This is a genomic window from Streptomyces sp. NPDC007157 (genome assembly GCF_040634235.1).
Classification (GTDB): Bacteria; Actinomycetota; Actinomycetes; order Streptomycetales; family Streptomycetaceae; genus Streptomyces.
On sequence record NZ_JBEYFE010000036.1, the window covers coordinates 49282 to 66806 of the forward strand.

13 protein-coding genes are annotated in these 17525 nt (G+C 71.7%); 3 read left to right on the forward strand and 10 right to left on the reverse strand.

The genetic code is table 11. The features are described 5' to 3' along the window. Nucleotides 1-1383: an LCP family protein gene (locus ABZ642_RS41345; RefSeq protein WP_360495180.1), complete on the reverse strand. Its 1383-nt coding sequence runs from the start codon at nucleotides 1381-1383 to the stop codon at nucleotides 1-3. A gap of 249 nt (nucleotides 1384-1632) precedes the next feature. Here ABZ642_RS41345 and ABZ642_RS41350 point away from each other — a divergent pair, with 249 nt between their 5' ends. Continuing rightward, entirely contained in the window at nucleotides 1633-2670 is a 1038-nt protein-coding gene (locus ABZ642_RS41350) for a glycosyltransferase family 2 protein (RefSeq protein WP_360495183.1), read from the forward strand. A 28-nt stretch (nucleotides 2671-2698) separates the two neighbouring features. Here the strand turns inward: ABZ642_RS41350 and ABZ642_RS41355 are convergent, their stop codons facing one another. From ABZ642_RS41355 to ABZ642_RS41375, 5 genes are all read right to left on the reverse strand, one after another. Continuing rightward, nucleotides 2699-4255, reverse strand: coding sequence for an LCP family protein (locus tag ABZ642_RS41355; RefSeq protein ID WP_360495255.1), 1557 nt, complete (start codon nucleotides 4253-4255; stop codon nucleotides 2699-2701). A gap of 218 nt (nucleotides 4256-4473) precedes the next feature. Beyond that, nucleotides 4474-6105, reverse strand: a complete 1632-nt coding sequence (locus ABZ642_RS41360) for an LCP family protein (RefSeq protein ID WP_360495186.1) — start codon at nucleotides 6103-6105, stop codon at nucleotides 4474-4476. Between the two features lie 241 nt (nucleotides 6106-6346). After that, nucleotides 6347-8083, reverse strand: coding sequence for an LCP family protein (locus ABZ642_RS41365; protein ID WP_360495189.1), 1737 nt, complete (start codon nucleotides 8081-8083; stop codon nucleotides 6347-6349). A gap of 241 nt (nucleotides 8084-8324) precedes the next feature. Next, nucleotides 8325-9449, reverse strand: coding sequence for an LCP family protein (locus tag ABZ642_RS41370; protein ID WP_360495192.1), 1125 nt, complete (start codon nucleotides 9447-9449; stop codon nucleotides 8325-8327). A 278-nt stretch (nucleotides 9450-9727) separates the two neighbouring features. Further along, on the reverse strand, nucleotides 9728-10483 hold the full coding sequence (locus ABZ642_RS41375) for a TIGR03089 family protein (RefSeq protein WP_360495195.1): 756 nt from the start codon (nucleotides 10481-10483) through the stop codon (nucleotides 9728-9730). Between the two features lie 111 nt (nucleotides 10484-10594). On the opposite strand from ABZ642_RS41375, the gene ABZ642_RS41380 reads away from it, so the two are divergent. Both ABZ642_RS41380 and ABZ642_RS41385 read left to right on the forward strand, forming a co-directional pair. Further along, the gene (locus ABZ642_RS41380; RefSeq protein ID WP_360495198.1) at nucleotides 10595-11980 is read left to right on the forward strand and encodes an N-acetylmuramoyl-L-alanine amidase; all 1386 of its coding nucleotides are present in this window, start codon (nucleotides 10595-10597) and stop codon (nucleotides 11978-11980) included. A 162-nt stretch (nucleotides 11981-12142) separates the two neighbouring features. Continuing rightward, nucleotides 12143-13225 carry an NDP-sugar synthase gene (locus ABZ642_RS41385; protein ID WP_360495201.1) on the forward strand — a complete coding sequence of 361 codons (1083 nt, stop codon included), beginning with the start codon at nucleotides 12143-12145 and terminating at the stop codon, nucleotides 13223-13225. Nucleotides 13226-13439: 214 nt separating this feature from the next. Here ABZ642_RS41385 and ABZ642_RS41390 read toward each other — a convergent pair whose 3' ends face one another. The 4 genes from ABZ642_RS41390 to ABZ642_RS41405 form a co-directional block, all read right to left on the reverse strand. Beyond that, entirely contained in the window at nucleotides 13440-14453 is a 1014-nt protein-coding gene (locus ABZ642_RS41390; protein ID WP_360495204.1) for a DNA-3-methyladenine glycosylase 2 family protein, read from the reverse strand. Nucleotides 14454-14595: 142 nt separating this feature from the next. Beyond that, nucleotides 14596-15951: a coenzyme F420-0:L-glutamate ligase gene (locus ABZ642_RS41395; RefSeq protein ID WP_360495207.1), complete on the reverse strand. Its 1356-nt coding sequence runs from the start codon at nucleotides 15949-15951 to the stop codon at nucleotides 14596-14598. After that, nucleotides 15948-16907: a 2-phospho-L-lactate transferase gene (cofD, locus tag ABZ642_RS41400; RefSeq protein WP_360495210.1), complete on the reverse strand. Its 960-nt coding sequence runs from the start codon at nucleotides 16905-16907 to the stop codon at nucleotides 15948-15950. The genes ABZ642_RS41395 and cofD overlap by 4 nt, the downstream gene beginning before the upstream one ends. Nucleotides 16908-16941: 34 nt before the next feature. Then, nucleotides 16942-17436 carry a cysteine dioxygenase family protein gene (locus ABZ642_RS41405; RefSeq protein ID WP_360495213.1) on the reverse strand — a complete coding sequence of 165 codons (495 nt, stop codon included), beginning with the start codon at nucleotides 17434-17436 and terminating at the stop codon, nucleotides 16942-16944. Between the last annotated feature and the right edge of the window lie 89 nt (nucleotides 17437-17525).

Here is a 17525-nt window from a genome sequence, read left to right on the forward strand (position 1 = left end):
TCAGCACACCGCCTCGTCGCCCCGAACAACCGCGGCGTCCCCCTGCGGCACCGGTTCCTCCGCCCGTACCTTCCGGACACTCGCCGGCCCCTTGAAGTCCGCCCCGGTCGTCACCCGCAGGACCGGGCCCATCCCCCGCACCGCCCGCAGCTCGCTCCCCGGCAGGGCCGCCGCCAGCGACCGGGCCGAGCGGTCCCAGCGGGGGTCGAAGGAGATCACCGTCCGCCGCACGTCGTGCCGGGCGGCGGTCACCGGCAGGTGGTTCGTCGCGAACCCCGCCGCCGCCAGTGCCGCGTCCATCCGCCGCCCGAGCCCCGCCGTCCCCGTGCCGTTCTCCACCTGCACATGGATCTGTGCAGGCGCCACCTCCACGGTCGTCGGCGCCGGGCGGGCGGGCCGCGCGGGTGCCGGCGGCGCGAGCGGCTTGTCCTCGCGCAGGGACTGGAACAGCTGGTCCGACCTGGCCTGGTCCCACTTCAGCGTCGAGCCGATGCCCTTCACGGCGTACCCCAGCTGTCCGATGGGGACGGTCGTGAACTCGGAGGAGGACGGGGAGAAGTTCCGCATCGCCCGGCCGAGGTCCAGCAGCTCGTCCGTGCCGAAGCCCATGTCGGCCCGTACGGAGCCCAGCACGGCCCGTGTCACGTCCCGGAACTTGATCGGGTTGAGCAGCACCCCCGACGACGACGCCCGCTCGATCAGCGCGGCCAGGAACCGCTGCTGCCGTTTCATCCGGCCGAGGTCGCTCGCCGCGTCGACGTGCCGGGAGCGGACGAACTGCAGGGCCTGCCCGCCGTTCAGCTTGTGCGTGCCGGGGGAGAGGTCGAGGCCGGTGTAGGAGTCCTTCAGCGGCTGGGGCGTGCAGATCCGGACCCCGCCGAGCACGTCCACGGTCCGCATGAACGTGATGAAGTCGACCTCCAGATAGTGGTCGATCTTCAGACGGGTCATGGCCTCGACCGTGCGGACGGTCAGCTGCGGGCCGCCCTCCGCGTAGGCCGCGTTCAGCTTGATGGGGTGGGCGCCGTGCACCCGGCCCGTCGTCTCGTCGGTGTGCGGCGGGACCTCGGCGTACGAGTCGCGCGGCAGGCTGACGACCGTCGCCCGCTCCCGGTCCGCCGAGATGTGCACGATCATCATCGTGTCCGTGCAGTGGCAGGGCGCCCCGCCCAGCCGGTACTTCCGCCGCTCCCGCTCCGTGATCTTGTCGCGGCCGTCGGTGCCGACCAGCAGGACGTTCATGCCGTGGCCGGGGGCCGGGCGGTTCTTCATGTCCTTGAACGGGTCGACCCGCGCGATGTCCGCGTCGAGACTGGCCATCACGGAGTGTCCGATCCCGGCCGACGCCAGCACCACCACCGAGAGTGTGGTCACGGCTCGCATGGCCCAGCGCGGCCGCCGGGGCCTCGCGGGTCGTACCGGCGGCCGCGGGGCCTGACGGGTGGGCTGTGGTCGACGCTGCGGCCGGGCGGGCCGGGCAGGGGACCGGGGCGGGCTGGCGGCCAAAGGACACCTCCGGACGAGGCCGTACGTGGGATCCGTGAGCACCGTAGGCCGATACGACCTTCAGCCCGCGGCTTGGCACCGGCGGCGCGCACCGGTGTCCCCCGTTCGCGGTAACGTGATCCCCCTATGAACGCCAAGCCCGACGTGCGGCACCCCGCAGTTTCTGTGATCATGCCCGTCCTCAACGAGGAACGGCATCTGCGTGGGGCCGTCCAAGCGATCCTCGCGCAGGAGTACGCCGGCGAGCTGGAGGTCGTCATCGCCCTCGGTCCGTCCACGGACCGCACGGACGAGATCGCGGCGCAGCTCGTTGCGGAAGACGCGCGCGTGCACACCGTCCCGAACCCGACCGGCCGCACCCCGGCCGCGCTGAACGCCGCGATCAAGGCCTCCCGGCATCCGATCGTGGTGCGCGTGGACGGCCACGGCATGCTCTCCCCGAACTACATCGCGACCGCCGTACGGCTCCTTGAGGAGACCGGCGCGCAGAACGTCGGCGGCATCATGCACGCCGAGGGCGAGAACGCCTGGGAGCACGCGGTCGCGGCGGCCATGACCTCGAAGATCGGCGTCGGCAACGCGGCCTTCCACACGGGCGGCGAGGCCGGTCCCGCCGAGACCGTCTACCTCGGTGTCTTCCGCCGCGAGGCCCTGGAGCAACAGGGCGGCTACAACGAGGAGTTCATCCGCGCCCAGGACTGGGAGCTGAACTTCCGGATCCGCGAGGCCGGCGGCCTGATCTGGTTCTCGCCGGAGCTGAAGGTGTCGTACCGGCCGCGGCCGAGCGTGAAGGCGCTCGCCAAGCAGTACAAGGACTACGGCCGTTGGCGGCACGTCGTCGCCCGCTACCACGAGGGCTCCATCAACCTGCGCTACCTCGCCCCGCCGGTGGCGGTGTGCGCGATAGCCGCCGGGATCGTCGTCGGGGCCCTGGTGACCCCGTTCGGTTTCGTGATCCCGGGCGGTTATCTCGCGGCGATCGCCGCCGGGTCGGTCCCGGCCGGCAAGGGGCTGCCGCTCAAGGCGCGGCTGCAGATCCCGCTGGCCCTCGCCACCATGCACATGTCGTGGGGATACGGCTTCCTGACCAGCCCCAGGTCCCTGGCGAAGCGGGTCATCGCGTCCCGCCGTCCCGCGGTGCTCAGCCCTTCCTCCTCCAGCTGAGCGCCCGCTCCCGTCAGCGCGGCCCGGACTACCAGGTGTAGTCCGGGTCGACGTGCATGCACGCCTTGGTGTCGGCGGCGTTCAGGGCGCTCGCCGAGGCCGGGGTGGTGTCGTCGTCGGCGGTGTACTTCGTGCCCGAGCGCCAGTCGGCGCCCACCACCAGCGTGACCCCGTCGACGTCCGTGGACTTCTTCACCTGGTCGGCCGGGATGCCGAGCACCTTCGCGACCCGCTGGGCGTCGCCCGCCAGGTCGGCGCTCGGATAGCGCACCAGCGTCCGGTCCTCGCTGAGCAGCGCCGAGGAGTCGGCGGCCGCCTTGGTGAAGCCCTTGGCGACCAGCAGCCCGGTGACCGCGGCGGCCCGTCCGGTGACGGCGGACTCCGTGCCGCTGCTGGTGCCGTTCTGCACCTGTACGGCGATCCGGTCGTCGGCCGCCGCCTTGTCGGTGACCTTGGTCGCGGTCGTCGTCTTCTTCTTGTCCTTGCCGTCGAGGGCGATGTCCTCGCGGACCAGCCGCCACAGCTTGGCCGCGTCGGTGGGCTTGGGCAGGACGCGGTTGCCGTCCGAGGAGTACACCCACGGCATCGTCGTCATGGTGATGCGCTCGGTGGGGACCTTCTTCAGCTCCTTGCTCAGGTCGTAGAGCTCGGTGACCGTGCCGAGGCCGTCGTCCACCGTCAGTGCCCGGGTGGCCGTCTCGGCGAGCTTGAGGAGCTTGTCGGGATTGCTGAGGGTCGCGTTGGAGCGCAACTGGCGGACCATCGAGTTCATGTACATGTGCTGGGCCTTGGTGCGGGCGATGTCGCTGCCGTCCTCGAAGCCGTACCGGGTGCGCAGCCACTGCAGGGCCTGCTTGCCCTTGACGGCCGTGGTGCCCTTCTTCAGCTTCAGGCCCGAGCCGTGCCCTGTGGAGGTGTGCGAGTAGATGTCGGCGTCCACGCACACCGGCACCCCGCCGATCGCGTCCGCCATGGACACCACGCCCGAGAAGTCGACCATCATGAAGTGGTCGATGTGGATGTCGGTGAGCTTCTCCCAGGTGGCCACCGTGCAGCCGGGGCCGCCGCGCTCCAGGGAGGAGTTGGTCATGGTGTCGGAGGTCGCCGCGTAGACCTTGCCGGTGTCGGTGTCCGTGCACTTGGGGATGGAGACCAGGGTGTCGCGGGGCATGGACACCACCGACATGTTGGTGCGGTCCGCCGAGACGTGCAGCAGCATCTGCACGTCGGCGCGGGCGGCGGTGCCGATGTCCTTGGCGCCGCCCAGCTTCTGGTTCTCGGCGGTGTCCCTGGCGTCGGAGCCGATCAGCAGGATGTTCAGGGGCTTCTGCCCGGCCGCGTTCGCCTTCGACTCGGCCGCGCGGTCCTTGGAGTCCCCGATGTTCAGGGACTCCTTCTTGATGTTGCCGTTGAGGTGCTCGTAGTAGAGGTATCCGGCGCCGGCGGTGCCGGCCATCGCCAGCGCCACGACCGAGGCCGACCAGCGCAGCACCCGGCGTCCGCGCCGCCCGCGGTCACCGTTCGCCCCGCCGCCGCGCCGTCTGCCGCCGTGCCCACCGTCACCGCCCTGGGGAGTCAGGGTCATCGTGTCGTCGACCACGGCCACGTCGGACACCTCCCCTCGCACATTGCCGCGCACCAACTGCCCGCCCTCCCGCTCGCCACTGCCGCCGCACCCGACACCCGGGTACCTGGGCACCGGGGCACGGCGGCAGTGTCATGCAGTCGTTTAGGAGTTGCCTGTGCGTAGCTGTGGGGACCTGTAGGTGAAGCGACCGCCCCGTCCGCTAAGACCTTGCGGGGCTACTGCCACCGATAGGGCGCGTACACGTCCATGCACTGCCCGGTGTCCGAGCCGTTGATGGCGTCGGAGTTGTCGGGCAGGTCACCGGCCTTCGGTACGGACTGCTTGGGATATGTCGTCCCCTCGCGCCAGTCGGCACCGACGACGAGCGTGACACCCGACACATCGGTGGTCTGCTTCACCTGGCCGACCGGGATCCCCAGCGCCTTGGCGACCGCCTGGGCGTCGCCCTGCAGGTCCGCGCTCGGATACTCCACGACCGTCTTCTCCACGGACTCGGTGGCCGACGAGGTGTCCGCCGCCGCCCTGGTGTAGCCCTTGGTGCCGAGTTCCGTGGCCATCGTCCGGGCCCGAAGGGGGACCGCGGCCTCGGTCGAGGTCCCGGTGGCGTTCTGCACCAGCACCCCGAGTTGGCCGGCGGGGACGGAGGGCGCCTTGGTCGCCGCGGCGGTCCCGGTGTTCTTCTTCTTGCTCTCCTTGGCGTCGCCGTTCTTGTCGAACGCCACGTCGTCGCGGAGCATCTGCCACATCTTGTCGGCGTTCGCGGTGTCCGGTACGAGGTGGTCCTTGTTCTGCGGGTCCTGGAGGTTCGGCATCGTGAGCGAGGTGATGCGGTCCGTCGGCACCGACTTGAGCTGCATGCCCAGGTCGTAGAGCTTCTTCGGGGTGCCGATCTCCTCGGAGACCGTCAGCGAATTGGTGGCCGCCTCGGCCAGGTCCATCAGCCTGCCGGTGTCGGTGAAGACGTTCTGCCCCTTCAGCGTCCGGATCATCGAGTTGAGGTACATGTGCTGGGCCTTGGCCCGCAGCGGGTCGCTGCCCCAGGCGTGCCGGGTGCGCAGCCACTGCAGGGCCTGCTCGCCCTGCACCTTGTGCGTGCCGGCCGTCATCTTCAGCCCCGAGCCACCGGACACCGCGGCCGTCGGCCGGTCCCACACGTTCTGTTTCACGCAGACGTCGACGCCGCCGATGGCGTCCGCCATGTTCACCACGCCCGCGAAGTCGATCGTGATCCAGTGGTCGATGTAGACCCCGGTGAGGTTCTCCCAGGTGGCCAGCGTGCAGCCGGCGCCGCCGCGGGCCAGCGACTCGTTGATGATGGTGTTGGTCGCCGGGTACACCTTGCCGGTGTCCGGGTCCGTGCACTTGGGTATGTCGACGCGGGTGTCCCGGGGGATGCTCACCATCGCCGCGCTCTTCCGGTCCGCCGACAGGTGGATCAGCATCTGGACATCCCCGAGCGGCGGGCTGCCCCGGTCGTACTTGGCGCCGCCGAGCTTCACGTTCTCGTCGGAGTTACGGCTGTCGGAGCCGATCAGCAGGATGTTCAGCGGCGTCTGACCGGCCGCGTTGGCCGCGGTCTTCCGCGCCTTGGCGTCGCCGATGTCGCGCTCGCCCTTGTGGATGTTGCCGTTCAGGTGCTGGTAGTAGAGGTAACCGGCACCGGCCGTACCGAGGACCACCACCGACAGCACGGTCGCCGACCAGCGCAACGCGCGTCGTCCGCGTCTGCGCCGGCCGCCGTTCGCGCCGTGCGATCCGTTGGGGCCGCCCTTGCCGCCCTTGCCGCCCTTGCGACGACCGCCGCCCGCACCGCCCGGCGCCCCGGACGTCTTCGGTGCGAGGGACATCGTGTCCTCGACCGCAGGCTTTTCCCCCCGCACATCGCTCTGCGTCAACTTCCAGCCCTCCCCGCCCTGCGCACTGCGCGCACCGGCCCGCCGCCGACGCCCCCCATCGGACGCTTCACGGACCACACGGGTCCGCCCCGCGCCCGGTTAGACGCATGACGGACCCATAGGGTTACCTGCTTATTCGCTGTGACTTCGTGTCATCGCAGAGCAACTCCCCGCTACCGTGGGCCGGTTGTCGCTACTTGGCGCAGGTCACCTTGTCGGCGGTGGTCTTGCTGTCCACGTCCGGCGCCTTCGTCGGAGTGGTGAGGGACACCCCCGCCCCCTGGAAGTCCTTGCCCAGCGTCAGGGTCATCGCGGGCAGCCCCTGGGAGTTGGTCACGCTCTTGCCCGGCTTCAGCGCCGAGCCGGACAGCCCCATGAGCGACGCCAGTTCGCGGGCCTGGGCGGCCTGGTCGGGGCCGTACTCCAGCGTGGTCCTGCTGAGTTCGGCGGGCGCGTTGCCGGAGTTCTCCGACTTGAGGACGCCCTGCTCGTTCTGCAGCCAGCTGAGGGTCTCCTGGGCGCTGCCGGCCGGGGCCCCGCCGTTGAGGATCCGCACCCGCACCTCGGAGGCCGCCGACTTGGTGCCCTTCAGCCGGGCGGCCGCGGCGTCCTTGCTGGCCTGCGCCTGCTTCTTCTTGACCGCGGTGAAGGAGACGTCGTCCTTGATGGCCTGGAAGACCGGCGGTGCCTTCGTGTCGTTGAGCACGACGGTCGCCTTGATCTTCTCGGCCGGGTTGTCGACGACCGGGACGGTGGTGAAGGTCAGGTTCTTCGGGTTGAGCTTGCCGAGCTCCAGACCCAGGTCCTTCAGCTTGCCGATGCTGTCCAGCTTGGAGTCGACGGTCAGCGCCTTGGTGCCGACCTCGGCCAGCTTCAGCAGCTTGGTGGGGCTGCTGAGCGTCGAGTTGGAGCTGAGCTTGCGCATCAGCGCGCTGAGGAACTGCTGCTGGAGCTGGATCCGGCTGAGGTCACCGCCGAAGCCGACGGAGTGCCGGGTGCGCACGAAGGCCAGCGCGGTCTCGCCGGAGATGTTGTGGGTGCCCTTGGACAGCTTCAGATGCGAGTCCGAGTCGTCGATGTCCTTGGCCAGGCAGACCTCGACCCCGCCCACCGCGTCGGTCAGCGTCTTGACCGCGTTGAAGTCGGCCACCATGAAGTTGTCCGGCGTGATCCCGGTCAGCTCCGTCACCGTGCGCACGGTGCAGCTGGCCGTACGGCCGTCCTGGCCGAGGCTGGTGTTGAAGCGGACGTCGGTGGTGCCCGGGATGACCTTCTGGGTGCCGTCGGGCTGCTCGGTCGGGCAGTCCGGGACGTCCACGATCAGGTCGCGCGGGATGCTCAGCGCGGTCGCGTTGGAGCGGTCCTTGGAGATGTGCAGCAGGATGTTGGTGTCGGCGTGCCCGACGCTGCCCGTGTCGCCGTACCCCTCGTTGCCCTTGCCGGTGCGCTTGTCGGTGCCGATCACCAGCAGGTTGATCGCCTTGTCCTTGCTGAAGCCACCGGTGCTCGCGCCGTCGTCGGAGACGGACGTGATGTTGTCGTTGAGGTGCTTCACGTACAGGTAGCCGGCGGCCGAGACGGCGACCAGGACGAAGGCCATCGAACCGCCGGTCCACAGCAGCACCTTCTTGGCCTTCGACTTCTTCTTCACCGGCCGCCGTGAGCGCCGCCCGGCCGGCGGCTCGGGCTCGCCGCGCCGTCTGCGCTGCCCCGGAAGCTGCCCGGGAGCCTGCCCCGGAACATCCCGGCCCGCGGTCTTCCGCGGCGCGTCCGCACCGGTGCGCGACGACGTCGGCCGACGCGGTCCGGGTACCGACGACTGCGGTGCGGAAGGTGTCAGTCGCAGTTCGTATTCGCCGGTGTTCGGATTGAGTACCCACTGGTCTGCGGGATCGATGTTGTCCGCCCGCCCACGGCCTTGCGCGTCCACGATTGTCCGATCCTCCGTCGGGGCCACGCGGCGCCTTCCCCCCATCAAGGCGCTCGGTCACGGTTAACAGTGCACGGCCCCAGGACGGACCTCGCGGCCGGGTGCACCGGAGGGCTCACACTATCCGTCCAGTTCAGCGTCGAGTGACGCCAGTGACAAATTCATCCTCCCTACAACTGGGCAATCCATCTCATTTAACTGACAACGAACGGCACGCAAGTTCGCCGCCTTGGCTGGTGCATTACCCGCAACTGTCCTCGGCGGCGGTGTTCCCGCGAAACCCGGGCGCCTCGGAGTTCTCGGAGGAGGGATCGGTCTTCTTGGTGACCGGCACCGGTCTGTCGGCCCGCAGCAGCGCGAAAAGCGCGTCCGCCCTGCCCTCCACGAGCTGGTCGCGATTGGAGTCGTACACATACGGCTCCCGCGGGACGGTGAGGAACTGCACCTCTTCGGTGGGGATGTCGCGCAGACCGCGGACGAGCTGGTACAAACCGCGCAGACTGGCCAGTTCGGGGTCGGTGGTGAGCGCGGAGGTGGCCGCGTCCAGCAGCGGATAGAGCTTCGCCGGGTTCAGCAGTACGTCACTGCCCCGCACCTTTTTGACGAGCGCCGCCAGGAACAGCTGCTGCCGCTCCATCCGCTCGGTGTCGCTGCCGTTGCCCAGCGACTTGCGCGCCCGTACGTACCCCAGCGCCTGCTCCCCGTCGAGGGTGACCCGTCCGGCGGGCAGCCGCAGCTTGGCCGCCTTGTCGTTGATCGGTTCCTTCAGGCACACCTGCACCCCGTCGATCGAGTCGACCATGTCCTTGAACCCGCTGAAGTCGACGACGACGTGGTGGTCGATCCGGATGTCGGTGAGCTTCTCGACGGTACGGATGGTGCAGGCCGAACCCCCGATCTCGAACGCCGAGTTGAACAGCGTGAAGGAGGGCTCGCTGCGCCGGCCGTCGCCCTTCAGGCAGCTCGGCACGTGCACCATCAGGTCCCGCGGCAGGGACACGGCGGTGGCGCTGCGCCGGTCGGCGGCGAGGTGCAGCAGGATCGTGGTGTCGGACCGCTCGGTTCCCAGGTCCTTGCCGTAGCGGCGGTTCCCGTCCCCGGCGCGGGTGTCCGACCCGATGAGGAGGATGTTCTGCGCGCCCCGCACCAGCGCGGTGGGGCGCTCCCGCTCGTAACGGGCGAGCTCGGCGGCGGCCGCTTCGTCGGGGGTGATGTTGTCACTGAGCCGGTAGTAGAGCACCCAGCCGCAGCCGAGGGTGGAGGCGGCGAGCAGCCCGGCGACCACCGCCGTACCCCGTATCCAACGCCGCCGCCGACGCCGGGCAACGCCGTCCCCGGTCGCGGTGGCCCCTCCGGCATCGGTCACTCCACCAGAGTGCCCGGGGACGGGGGCGGGGGGCGGCGGTAACTACTCCACAAGGGTGAGCGCACCTACCCAGGGGCGCGGGCCGCAGCGATGTGCGGCTCCGCCGCGTGGGCGCGAACAGCCCTCACCGGCCCGCGGCCGACCCGCGGCCCCACCACCCGCGGCCTCACCGACCCGCGGCCTCACCGGCCCCCGGCCCCCGGCCCGCGCCCGCGGCCGGCCCGCGGCCTCACCACCCGCGGCCTCACCGGCCCCCGGCCCGCGCCCGGCGGACGGCCTCACCGGACCGTCGCGGTCACCCGCTCGCTCTCGATCCGCTTGGCGATGCCTTCCTCGCCGAGTTCCGCCAGATGTCGGCACAGCACCACCGATCCCCCGACGGCGAGCGGCGCGTACAGACCCGCGCTCAGCCCGTCCCACGTGTCGAACCCCAGCCCCGACAGCAGGCGCGACCCGGGCCCGGTCAGGTCCAGCCCCGGTGCGTCCCCGAGCGCCCGCTCGACGACCTCGGCCCCGCTCATCTCCGCACCGGCCACGATCAGCGCGGGCTCGTCCGGATCGACGGGCGAGAACGGAGCGAACCGGTCCCCCTGGCTCGGCACCTCCACCGCGTAGTCGGCGAACCCGTCCGGGACCGCCGGGAAACGGCCGCCCAGCGGCCGTAGCGCGAGCGCGACCCGCTCGCCGCGGCAGGCCCGGGCCGCCTCCAGCGAATCCGGCCCGCTCACCACCACGTCGGCCGCCGCCGGGTCCCCGGCCACGTCGGCGATCGCGCCCACCGACGAACAGGCGAGCAGCCACACCGCCGTCTGCCAGTGCGCGGGCAGCAGCAGGGCCACCCGGTCACCGGGCTGTGCCGCCAGGTCGCCCTGGAGCAGGTTCGCCGTCTTGGCCACCCAATTGGCGAAGGTGGCCACGGACAATTCGACGCGTTCGCCCGTGGCGTCGTCGTAGAAGGTCACCAGGGGGCGTCCGGGATCCGCGGCGAGCGCGGAACGCAGCAGGTCGGCAGGGGTGCGATCGGTGGCGTTCACCCGGGCAAGCGTACGCCGCGGCAGGGGCCGGCACCGACCGGCGGGGCCACCGGTTCGGCGCAATCGCTCCCGACGGACCGTCAGTTCCGCAATGGACATATATGTCTGACTATGTTCAAGATCAGGGGCATGCGTGGATTCCTGACTTCCTCGATCGGCGTCACCTGCGCGGCGGCCCTCACCCTTCCCGCGGCCGTGCTGAACGTGCCGTCCGCGGCCGCCGCACCGGCGGAGCGGGCCACCACGACCACCGGCCGTACCGCCGGGACCGCGGCCCTCGCCGGCGGCACCCGGTCACTGCCCCTCGCCCCCCGCACCCGTGAGCGCGTCCTCGGCCGGGCCCCCGAACAGGGCCTGTACCGCGACGACCTGGAGCACTTCTCGCTCGTCGGCCTCAGCTGGGACAACCCCGGAACCGAACTGCACGGCCTGGTCCAGGTCCGTACCCGGTCCGCCGCCACCGGCCGGTGGACGGGCTGGCAGGACGTCGACACGCACAACGCCGACCACGGCGCCGACCCGGACACGGCGGAGGCCGACTCCGGGCGCGTGCACGGCGGCACCGCGCCCCTGTGGGTGGGCGACTCGGACGGCGTCGACGTACGCGTGCGTGCCGAACTCGACGACGATCCCGGCCCACGGGGCAGCACCCCCACCGGCGGGCACGACCTGCTCCCGGCCGGCCTGCGCCTCGAACTCGTCGACCCCGGCGAGGAGGCCCCGCCCCAGGGCCCGCCGGCCGACGTCCCCCGCACCGGCACCGAGGCCGACGCGGCGGCGGCCGTCAACACCGACCTCGCGCCCTTCGGCGCCGCCGAGATCCCGGCCCTGAACCGGCAGGACACCGAGGACGAACTGGCCGAGCTGACCGGCGTCCCGCGCGCGAAGCCGTACATCGGACCGCGCCCGAGGATCGTCACCCGCCGTGGCTGGGGCGCCGACGAGTCACTGCGCGAGAAGGGGTTCGTCTACACCGGGAAGGTCAAGGCGGCCTTCGTCCACCACACCGCCTCCGGCAACGGTTACAAGTGCTCCCAGGCCCCGTCCGTCATCCGCAGTATCTACCGCTACCACGTGGTGAGCATGGGCTGGCGGGACATCGGCTACAACTTCCTCGTCGACAAGTGCGGAACCGTCTACGAGGGCCGCGCCGGGGGAGTGGCGAAGTCCGTCCGGGGCGCCCACACCCTGGGCTTCAACAACAACAGCATGGGCATCGCGGTGATCGGCTCGTTCGGCTCGCACAAGCCGCCCGCCGCCGCCGTGACGGCCATCGCCAAGCTCACCGCGTGGAAGCTCGGGCTCTTCGGGGCCAATCCGAAGGGAAAGACATATCTGAAGTCCGGCGGTGGCAATCTCTACCCAAAGGGGAAGAACGTACGACTGAACGTGATCTCCGGCCATAGGGACGGGTACGCCACCGACTGTCCGGGCGCGAAGCTCTACGCCAGACTCGGCTCGGCCCGGACCAGCTCCGCGCACCTCCAGGGACGCTGAGCACGGGGGGTCGCGTTCACGCCGTCGGGGGGCAGTCGGGGGAAACCGCACACCCATGCCGCGTGGCACCACGCGGCCGTCGAAGGCGCCGTCGCACGGTCTGCATACACTGGCCGGCCGACAGAGAGTTCGGCCGGTCCCGGCAGGAAGCAGAGACGACAGGTGACAGAAGCGATCCTCCTGGTCGGAGGCAAAGGCACCCGGCTGCGCCCCCTCACGGTCCACACGCCCAAGCCCATGGTCCCGGCGGCGGGCGTGCCGTTCCTGACGCACCAACTGGCCAGAGCCAGAGCGGCGGGCGTGGACCACATCGTCCTCGCGACGAGCTACCTCGCGGAGGTGTTCGAGCCGTACTTCGGCGACGGCACGGCACTCGGCCTGCGCATCGAGTACGTCACCGAGGAGGAACCGCTCGGCACCGGCGGCGCCATCCGCAACGTGGCCGCCCGTCTGCACTCGGGCCCCGACGACCCGGTCCTGATCTTCAACGGCGACATCCTGACGGGCCTGGACATCAGGGCGCTCGTCGAGATGCACGAGACGACCGACGCCGATGTCTCCCTCCACCTCACCAAGGTCACGGACCCGCGCGCGTACGGCCTCGTCCCCACCGACGAGACGGGCCGGGTCCTCGCCTTCCTGGAGAAGCCGCAGACCCCCGAGGAGATCGTCACCGACCAGATCAACGCGGGGGCGTACGTCTTCCGCCGCTCGGTCATCGACACGATCCCGCAGGGCCGCCCGGTGTCGGTGGAGCGGGAGACCTTCCCCGAGCTGCTGTCGGCCGGTGCCCATCTCCAGGGCATGGTGGACTCCACGTACTGGCTGGACCTCGGCACCCCGGCGGCCTTCGTCCGCGGCTCGGCGGACCTGGTCCTGGGCCGCGCCCCGTCCCCGGCCGTCCCCGGCCGCTGCGGCGACCGCCTGATCCTGCCCACGGCACGGGTCGCGCCGGACGCGAAGCTGACGGGCGGCACGGTGGTGGGCGAGGGCGCGTTCGTGGCGGAGGGCGCGCGGGTCTTCGGCTCCACGATCCTGCCGGGCGCCGTGATCGAACCCGGCGCGGTCATCACCGACTCCCTGATCGGCAAGCGCGCCCGCGTCGGCGAACGCGCGGTCCTCACGGGCACGGTGATCGGCGACGGCGCGACCGTCGGCGCCGACAACGAGCTCCGGGAAGGCGCGCGGGTGTGGTGCGACGCGACGATCCCGGCGGGGGCGGTGCGGTTCTCCTCGGACCAGTAGGGGGTGGCTGAGCAGGTACGCGGACTGCGGCCGCGCGGGGGCCGACCGCGCAGTTCCCCGCGCCCCTGACGGGGCGCCGTGGTCGCGTCAGCCACCCGGCGCTGCGGGCCCTCGTGCCGCTGGGGCGGCACGGGTGGGCGCTGGGGGCACCCCCTCCGGGGGAGGCACCCTGCAAGCGCCGGTAAGTGCCCCCGGGCCCCCACCCACCCGCACGTCACAACCGGCCGATGTCCCAACGCGGCATCCGCGGCGCCCGCCGCTTCGGCACCTGCCCGCTCAACAGGATCAACCGAGCCGCCCGATGCCGCTGCCCCGCGTACGGCTCCAGCAACCGCAGCATCGCCTCGTCGTCGGCATGGCGGTCCCCGGCCAGCGCGAACCCCACGATCCCCGGCAGATGCAGGTCCCCGACCGTCACCGCGTCCGCCGCGCCATGACTGCGCTGCACGGTCTCCGCGGACGTCCACGGCCCCACCCCCGGCACCACCTCCAACCGCGCCTGCGCGGCCTCCGCCGCCATCCCCACGGCCTGCTCCAGCCGCGCGGCGACCCGCACCGCCCGCAGGATCGTCGACGCCCGCTTGTTGTCGACGCCGGCCTTGTGCCACTCCCAGGAGGGAATCAGCGCCCAGGTCCGCGGCGCCGGCATCACCCACATCGGCCGCTCGCCCACCCCCGCCGGGCCGGGCGCCCGCTCCCCGAACCGCCGCACCAGCAACCGCCAGGCCCGGTACGCCTCGTCGGTGGTGACCTTCTGCTCCAGGACCGAGGGGATCAGCGACTCCAGCACCAGCCCGGTCCGGGTCAGCCGCAGCCCGGGCCGCCGGTGCCGGGCAGCGGCGAGAACCCGGTGCCGGGGCACGAAGAGGGACGGGTCGTCGGCGGAGCCGAGCATCTGCGGCAGCTGCTCCAGCAGCCACTCGGCACCGGCTCCCCAGGCCTCCCCGCGCACCTCACCGCCGTACACGGCGACCCGCAGGGTCCCCGGTCCGGCAGGCGTGAGACTGGCCCGCCACACGGACCCGTCGGAGGTGGCCCGGAACGTCGGATCCCCCGGACCCCGCCGCAATGGCCCCAGCACGAGCCCGAGATCAAGAGCCCCGGCCGGCTTCCACAGCCGAACCCGGCCGGGCGCGGTCGCCTGCCGAGGCACTCCGGCAGCGGGTACGACGACGTGCCCACCCCGCACGGTCGTACGAGTGGGCCGTGGAGCGAAACGTCCGGCCATCAAGGAATCCTAGGCGTCGAGCGCCCCTGAAGGGGCGCGGGGCTGTGTCCGATATGCGGCTGCCGCCGCGTGGGCGCGATCAACCCCCACAACGTGCACTGGCCGGTGAACCGGTAGACCCCGAACCGAAGGCGGCACAAGATCACCGCACTTCGATGAAGTCCCCGACCTCCCTCGGCGCCCTTTCCTTCGGCTCCGCCGCCGCCTTCCCCACGGCCACCGCCCCCATCGGATCCCACCCCGCCGGAAGCGCCAGCACCTCCCGCACCACGTCCCGGCAGAACATCGTCGACGACACCCACGCCGACCCCAGCTGCTCCCCGGCCAGCGCGACCAGGAAGTTCTGCACGCCCGCCCCCGCCGCGACCACGAACATCTCCCGCTCGGCCGCGTCCCGCCGCGCGTCCCCGTAGGTGTGCGACCCGTCCATCACCAGACAGGGCACCACCAGATACGGCGCGTTCCGCAGCACGTCCCCGCGCCGCACCCGCTTGCCGATGGACTCCTCCGACTTGCCGTCCTTCCTCAGGTCGGCGATCCAGGCGTCCCGCATCGCGTCCAGCAGGCGGACGCGGGACTCCTCGGACTCCAGCAGCACGAACCGCCACGGCGTCGTGTGGTGCGGCGCCGGCGCCGTCACGGCCGCGGCGACCGCCCGCCGTACCGCCCCGGGGTCGACGGGCTCGTCGGTGAACGCCCGCACCGTCCGCCGTAGCGCCACCGCTTCCCGGACCGCCTCGGACGTGCCGAGCCGGAACATGTCACTGGCCGCGTCCCGGATCAGCGCCCGTGCGCCCTCGCCTTCGTCCTCCGCCTCGGCCACGACGTGCGCGAGCCCGCGCACCACGGCCACCGGCAGGCCGGTCGCCTTGCCCTTGACCAGATCACCGGCGGCGGCCAGCTCGTCGGCCGTCGCGACGACCGTCGCGACCAGCGGATTGCCGTACGCGTCCACGCCCCCGCGCAGATCGTCCAGCACCCGCACCCCGGCGGCGCCGATGGTCACGTCCGTGAGCCCCGCGCGCCAGGGGCGCCCGAAGGTGTCGGTGACGACGACCCCGACGTTGACGCCGAGGGCGTCGCGCAGCCCCGCGCGGATCGCGCGGGCGGACGCGTCGGGATCCTCGGGCAGCAACAGCACGGTCCCGGCCGGGGTGTTGGAGGCGTCCACCCCGGCCGCCGCCATCACCAGCCCCTGCCGGTTCTCCACGATCCGCAGGGCCCCGCGCCGGGCCACCACCCGCACGGTCTCGGCGTCGATCGCGGCCTCCCGGTCGGTCGCCTCGACGAGCCGTCCCTCGGCCTTGGAGACGATCTTCGACGTGACGATCACCACGTCCCCGTCGGCCAGCCCCGGTCCGGCGGCGGCGATCAGCTTGGCCAGGTCGTCGCCCTGCTGCACCTCGGGGAGCCCGGCCAGGGCCCACACCCGGTACCCGGGCACCGCGTCCGCCCTCGGGTCGGCCGCTCCGGTCGCGTCGTCGGTCGCGTCGGTCATGCCCCGCGCACCTCCTCGGCGAGTGCCAGCGCCTCCCGCGCCATCCGCGCGGTCGCGTCCAGGTCGGTCATCATCAGCGGTACGGCCCGGCAGCGGATGCCGGCCGTCTCCACGCGCGCGATGCTGCCCGCGTCCACGGTGTCGACGAGCCAGCCGTCCAGCAGCCCCGAGCCGTAGTGCTCGGCGACCGCCGCCGCCGTCGACTCCACGCCCACCGCCGCGAGCACCTTGTCGGCCATCCCGCGCACCGGCGCGTCCCCGACGATGGGGGACAGGCCCACCACCGGCACCCCGGCGTTCGCGATCGCCTCCCGGACGCCGGGCACCGCGAGGATCGTGCCGACGGAGACCACCGGGTTGGACGGCGGGAAGAGGATCACGTCCGCTTCCGAGATGGCCTCCAGGACGCCCGGGGCCGGCTTGGACTGCTCGGCGCCGACCGGCACCACCGCCTCGGCGGGCACCGACGCCCGCAGCCGTACCCAGTACTCCTGGAAGTGCACCGCCTTGCGCTCGCCGTCGACCTCGACGGCCACATGGGTCTCGACCCGGTCGTCGGTCATCGGGATGAGCCGCACGCCCGGCTTCCAGCGGTCGCACAGCGCCTCGGTCACCGCGCTCAGCGGGTAGCCGGCGCCCAGCATCTGGGTGCGCACGATGTGCGTCGCGAAGTCCCGGTCGCCCAGACCGAACCAGTCGGGCCCCACCCCGTAGGCGGCCAGTTCCTCCTTGAGGTGGAAGGTCTCGTCGGTCCGCCCCCAGCCCTGTTCCTCGTTGATGCCGCCGCCGAGGGTGTACATCACCGTGTCGAGGTCCGGGCAGACCTTCAGCCCGAAGAGGTGGATGTCGTCCCCGGTGTTGCCGATGACGGTCACGTCGGCGTCCGGCACGGCCTGCTTGAGACCGCGCAGGAACCGGGCACCGCCGATACCGCCTGCCAGAACCACAATGCGCATGCGCCCAAGTCTTGCAGGCGGCTCCGACAACGCGTCACGCAGTCACGGGTCGCGCCTCGCAGCTCTGCGTCGTGTGCATCGGCATCTCGGTGAGGCCCGGGTAGTAGACGTGCAGGCTCACCGCCGGCTCCAGCGCGTCGTTCACCACCTCGTGCACGTACCCCGGCGCGAAGACCCGTTGCGCGCCGGCGGACAGCGCGCGCGTGCCGCGCCCGGTGTGTTCGGTGAGCGTGCCCGCCAGGACCGTCAGCACCCCGGACGAGCGGCCGTGGTCGTGCGACCCGCTGCCCTGACCGGGCACCCAGGACAGCAGCCACACCTCGTAGCCGGGGCCGGTGCGCAGCCGGTGGTACCAGCGCGTGGTCGCGTCGTACCGCACGAGGTGCTCCCACTGCGCGCGGTCGGCGGCGATCGTGCGGGCCAGGCCGGCGAACTCGGCCACGGTGACCGGGTGCTCTCGCGGGGGCTGCAGCAGGTGCGGGACTTCGAGGATGTCGCCGGCGATCTGCAGGTCGTTGTCGCTGTTCATGGGGTGCGGTGGTTCCTCAGTGAAGAAGGTCAGCGGGGAACGAAATGCGAAAACGGAGTCCTGGGGACCCGGTCTGCAGCTGGAGCGGT

Bases quoted from the DNA above. Each gene is read 5' to 3' on its own strand.
- ABZ642_RS41355 (WP_360495255.1), bottom strand. From the start codon at position 4,255: ATGACCCTGACTCCCCAGGGCGGTGACGGTGGGCACGGCGGCAGACGG.
- ABZ642_RS41395 (WP_360495207.1), bottom strand. From the start codon at position 15,951: ATGACCGACGCGACCGACGACGCGACCGGAGCGGCCGACCCGAGGGCG.
- ABZ642_RS41380 (WP_360495198.1), top strand. From the start codon at position 10,595: ATGTTCAAGATCAGGGGCATGCGTGGATTCCTGACTTCCTCGATCGGC.
- ABZ642_RS41405 (WP_360495213.1), bottom strand. From the start codon at position 17,436: ATGAACAGCGACAACGACCTGCAGATCGCCGGCGACATCCTCGAAGTC.
- ABZ642_RS41360 (WP_360495186.1), bottom strand. From the start codon at position 6,105: ATGTCCCTCGCACCGAAGACGTCCGGGGCGCCGGGCGGTGCGGGCGGC.
- ABZ642_RS41345 (WP_360495180.1), bottom strand. From the start codon at position 1,383: ATGCGAGCCGTGACCACACTCTCGGTGGTGGTGCTGGCGTCGGCCGGG.
- ABZ642_RS41350 (WP_360495183.1), top strand. From the start codon at position 1,633: ATGAACGCCAAGCCCGACGTGCGGCACCCCGCAGTTTCTGTGATCATG.
- cofD (WP_360495210.1), bottom strand. From the start codon at position 16,907: ATGCGCATTGTGGTTCTGGCAGGCGGTATCGGCGGTGCCCGGTTCCTG.
- ABZ642_RS41390 (WP_360495204.1), bottom strand. From the start codon at position 14,453: ATGGCCGGACGTTTCGCTCCACGGCCCACTCGTACGACCGTGCGGGGT.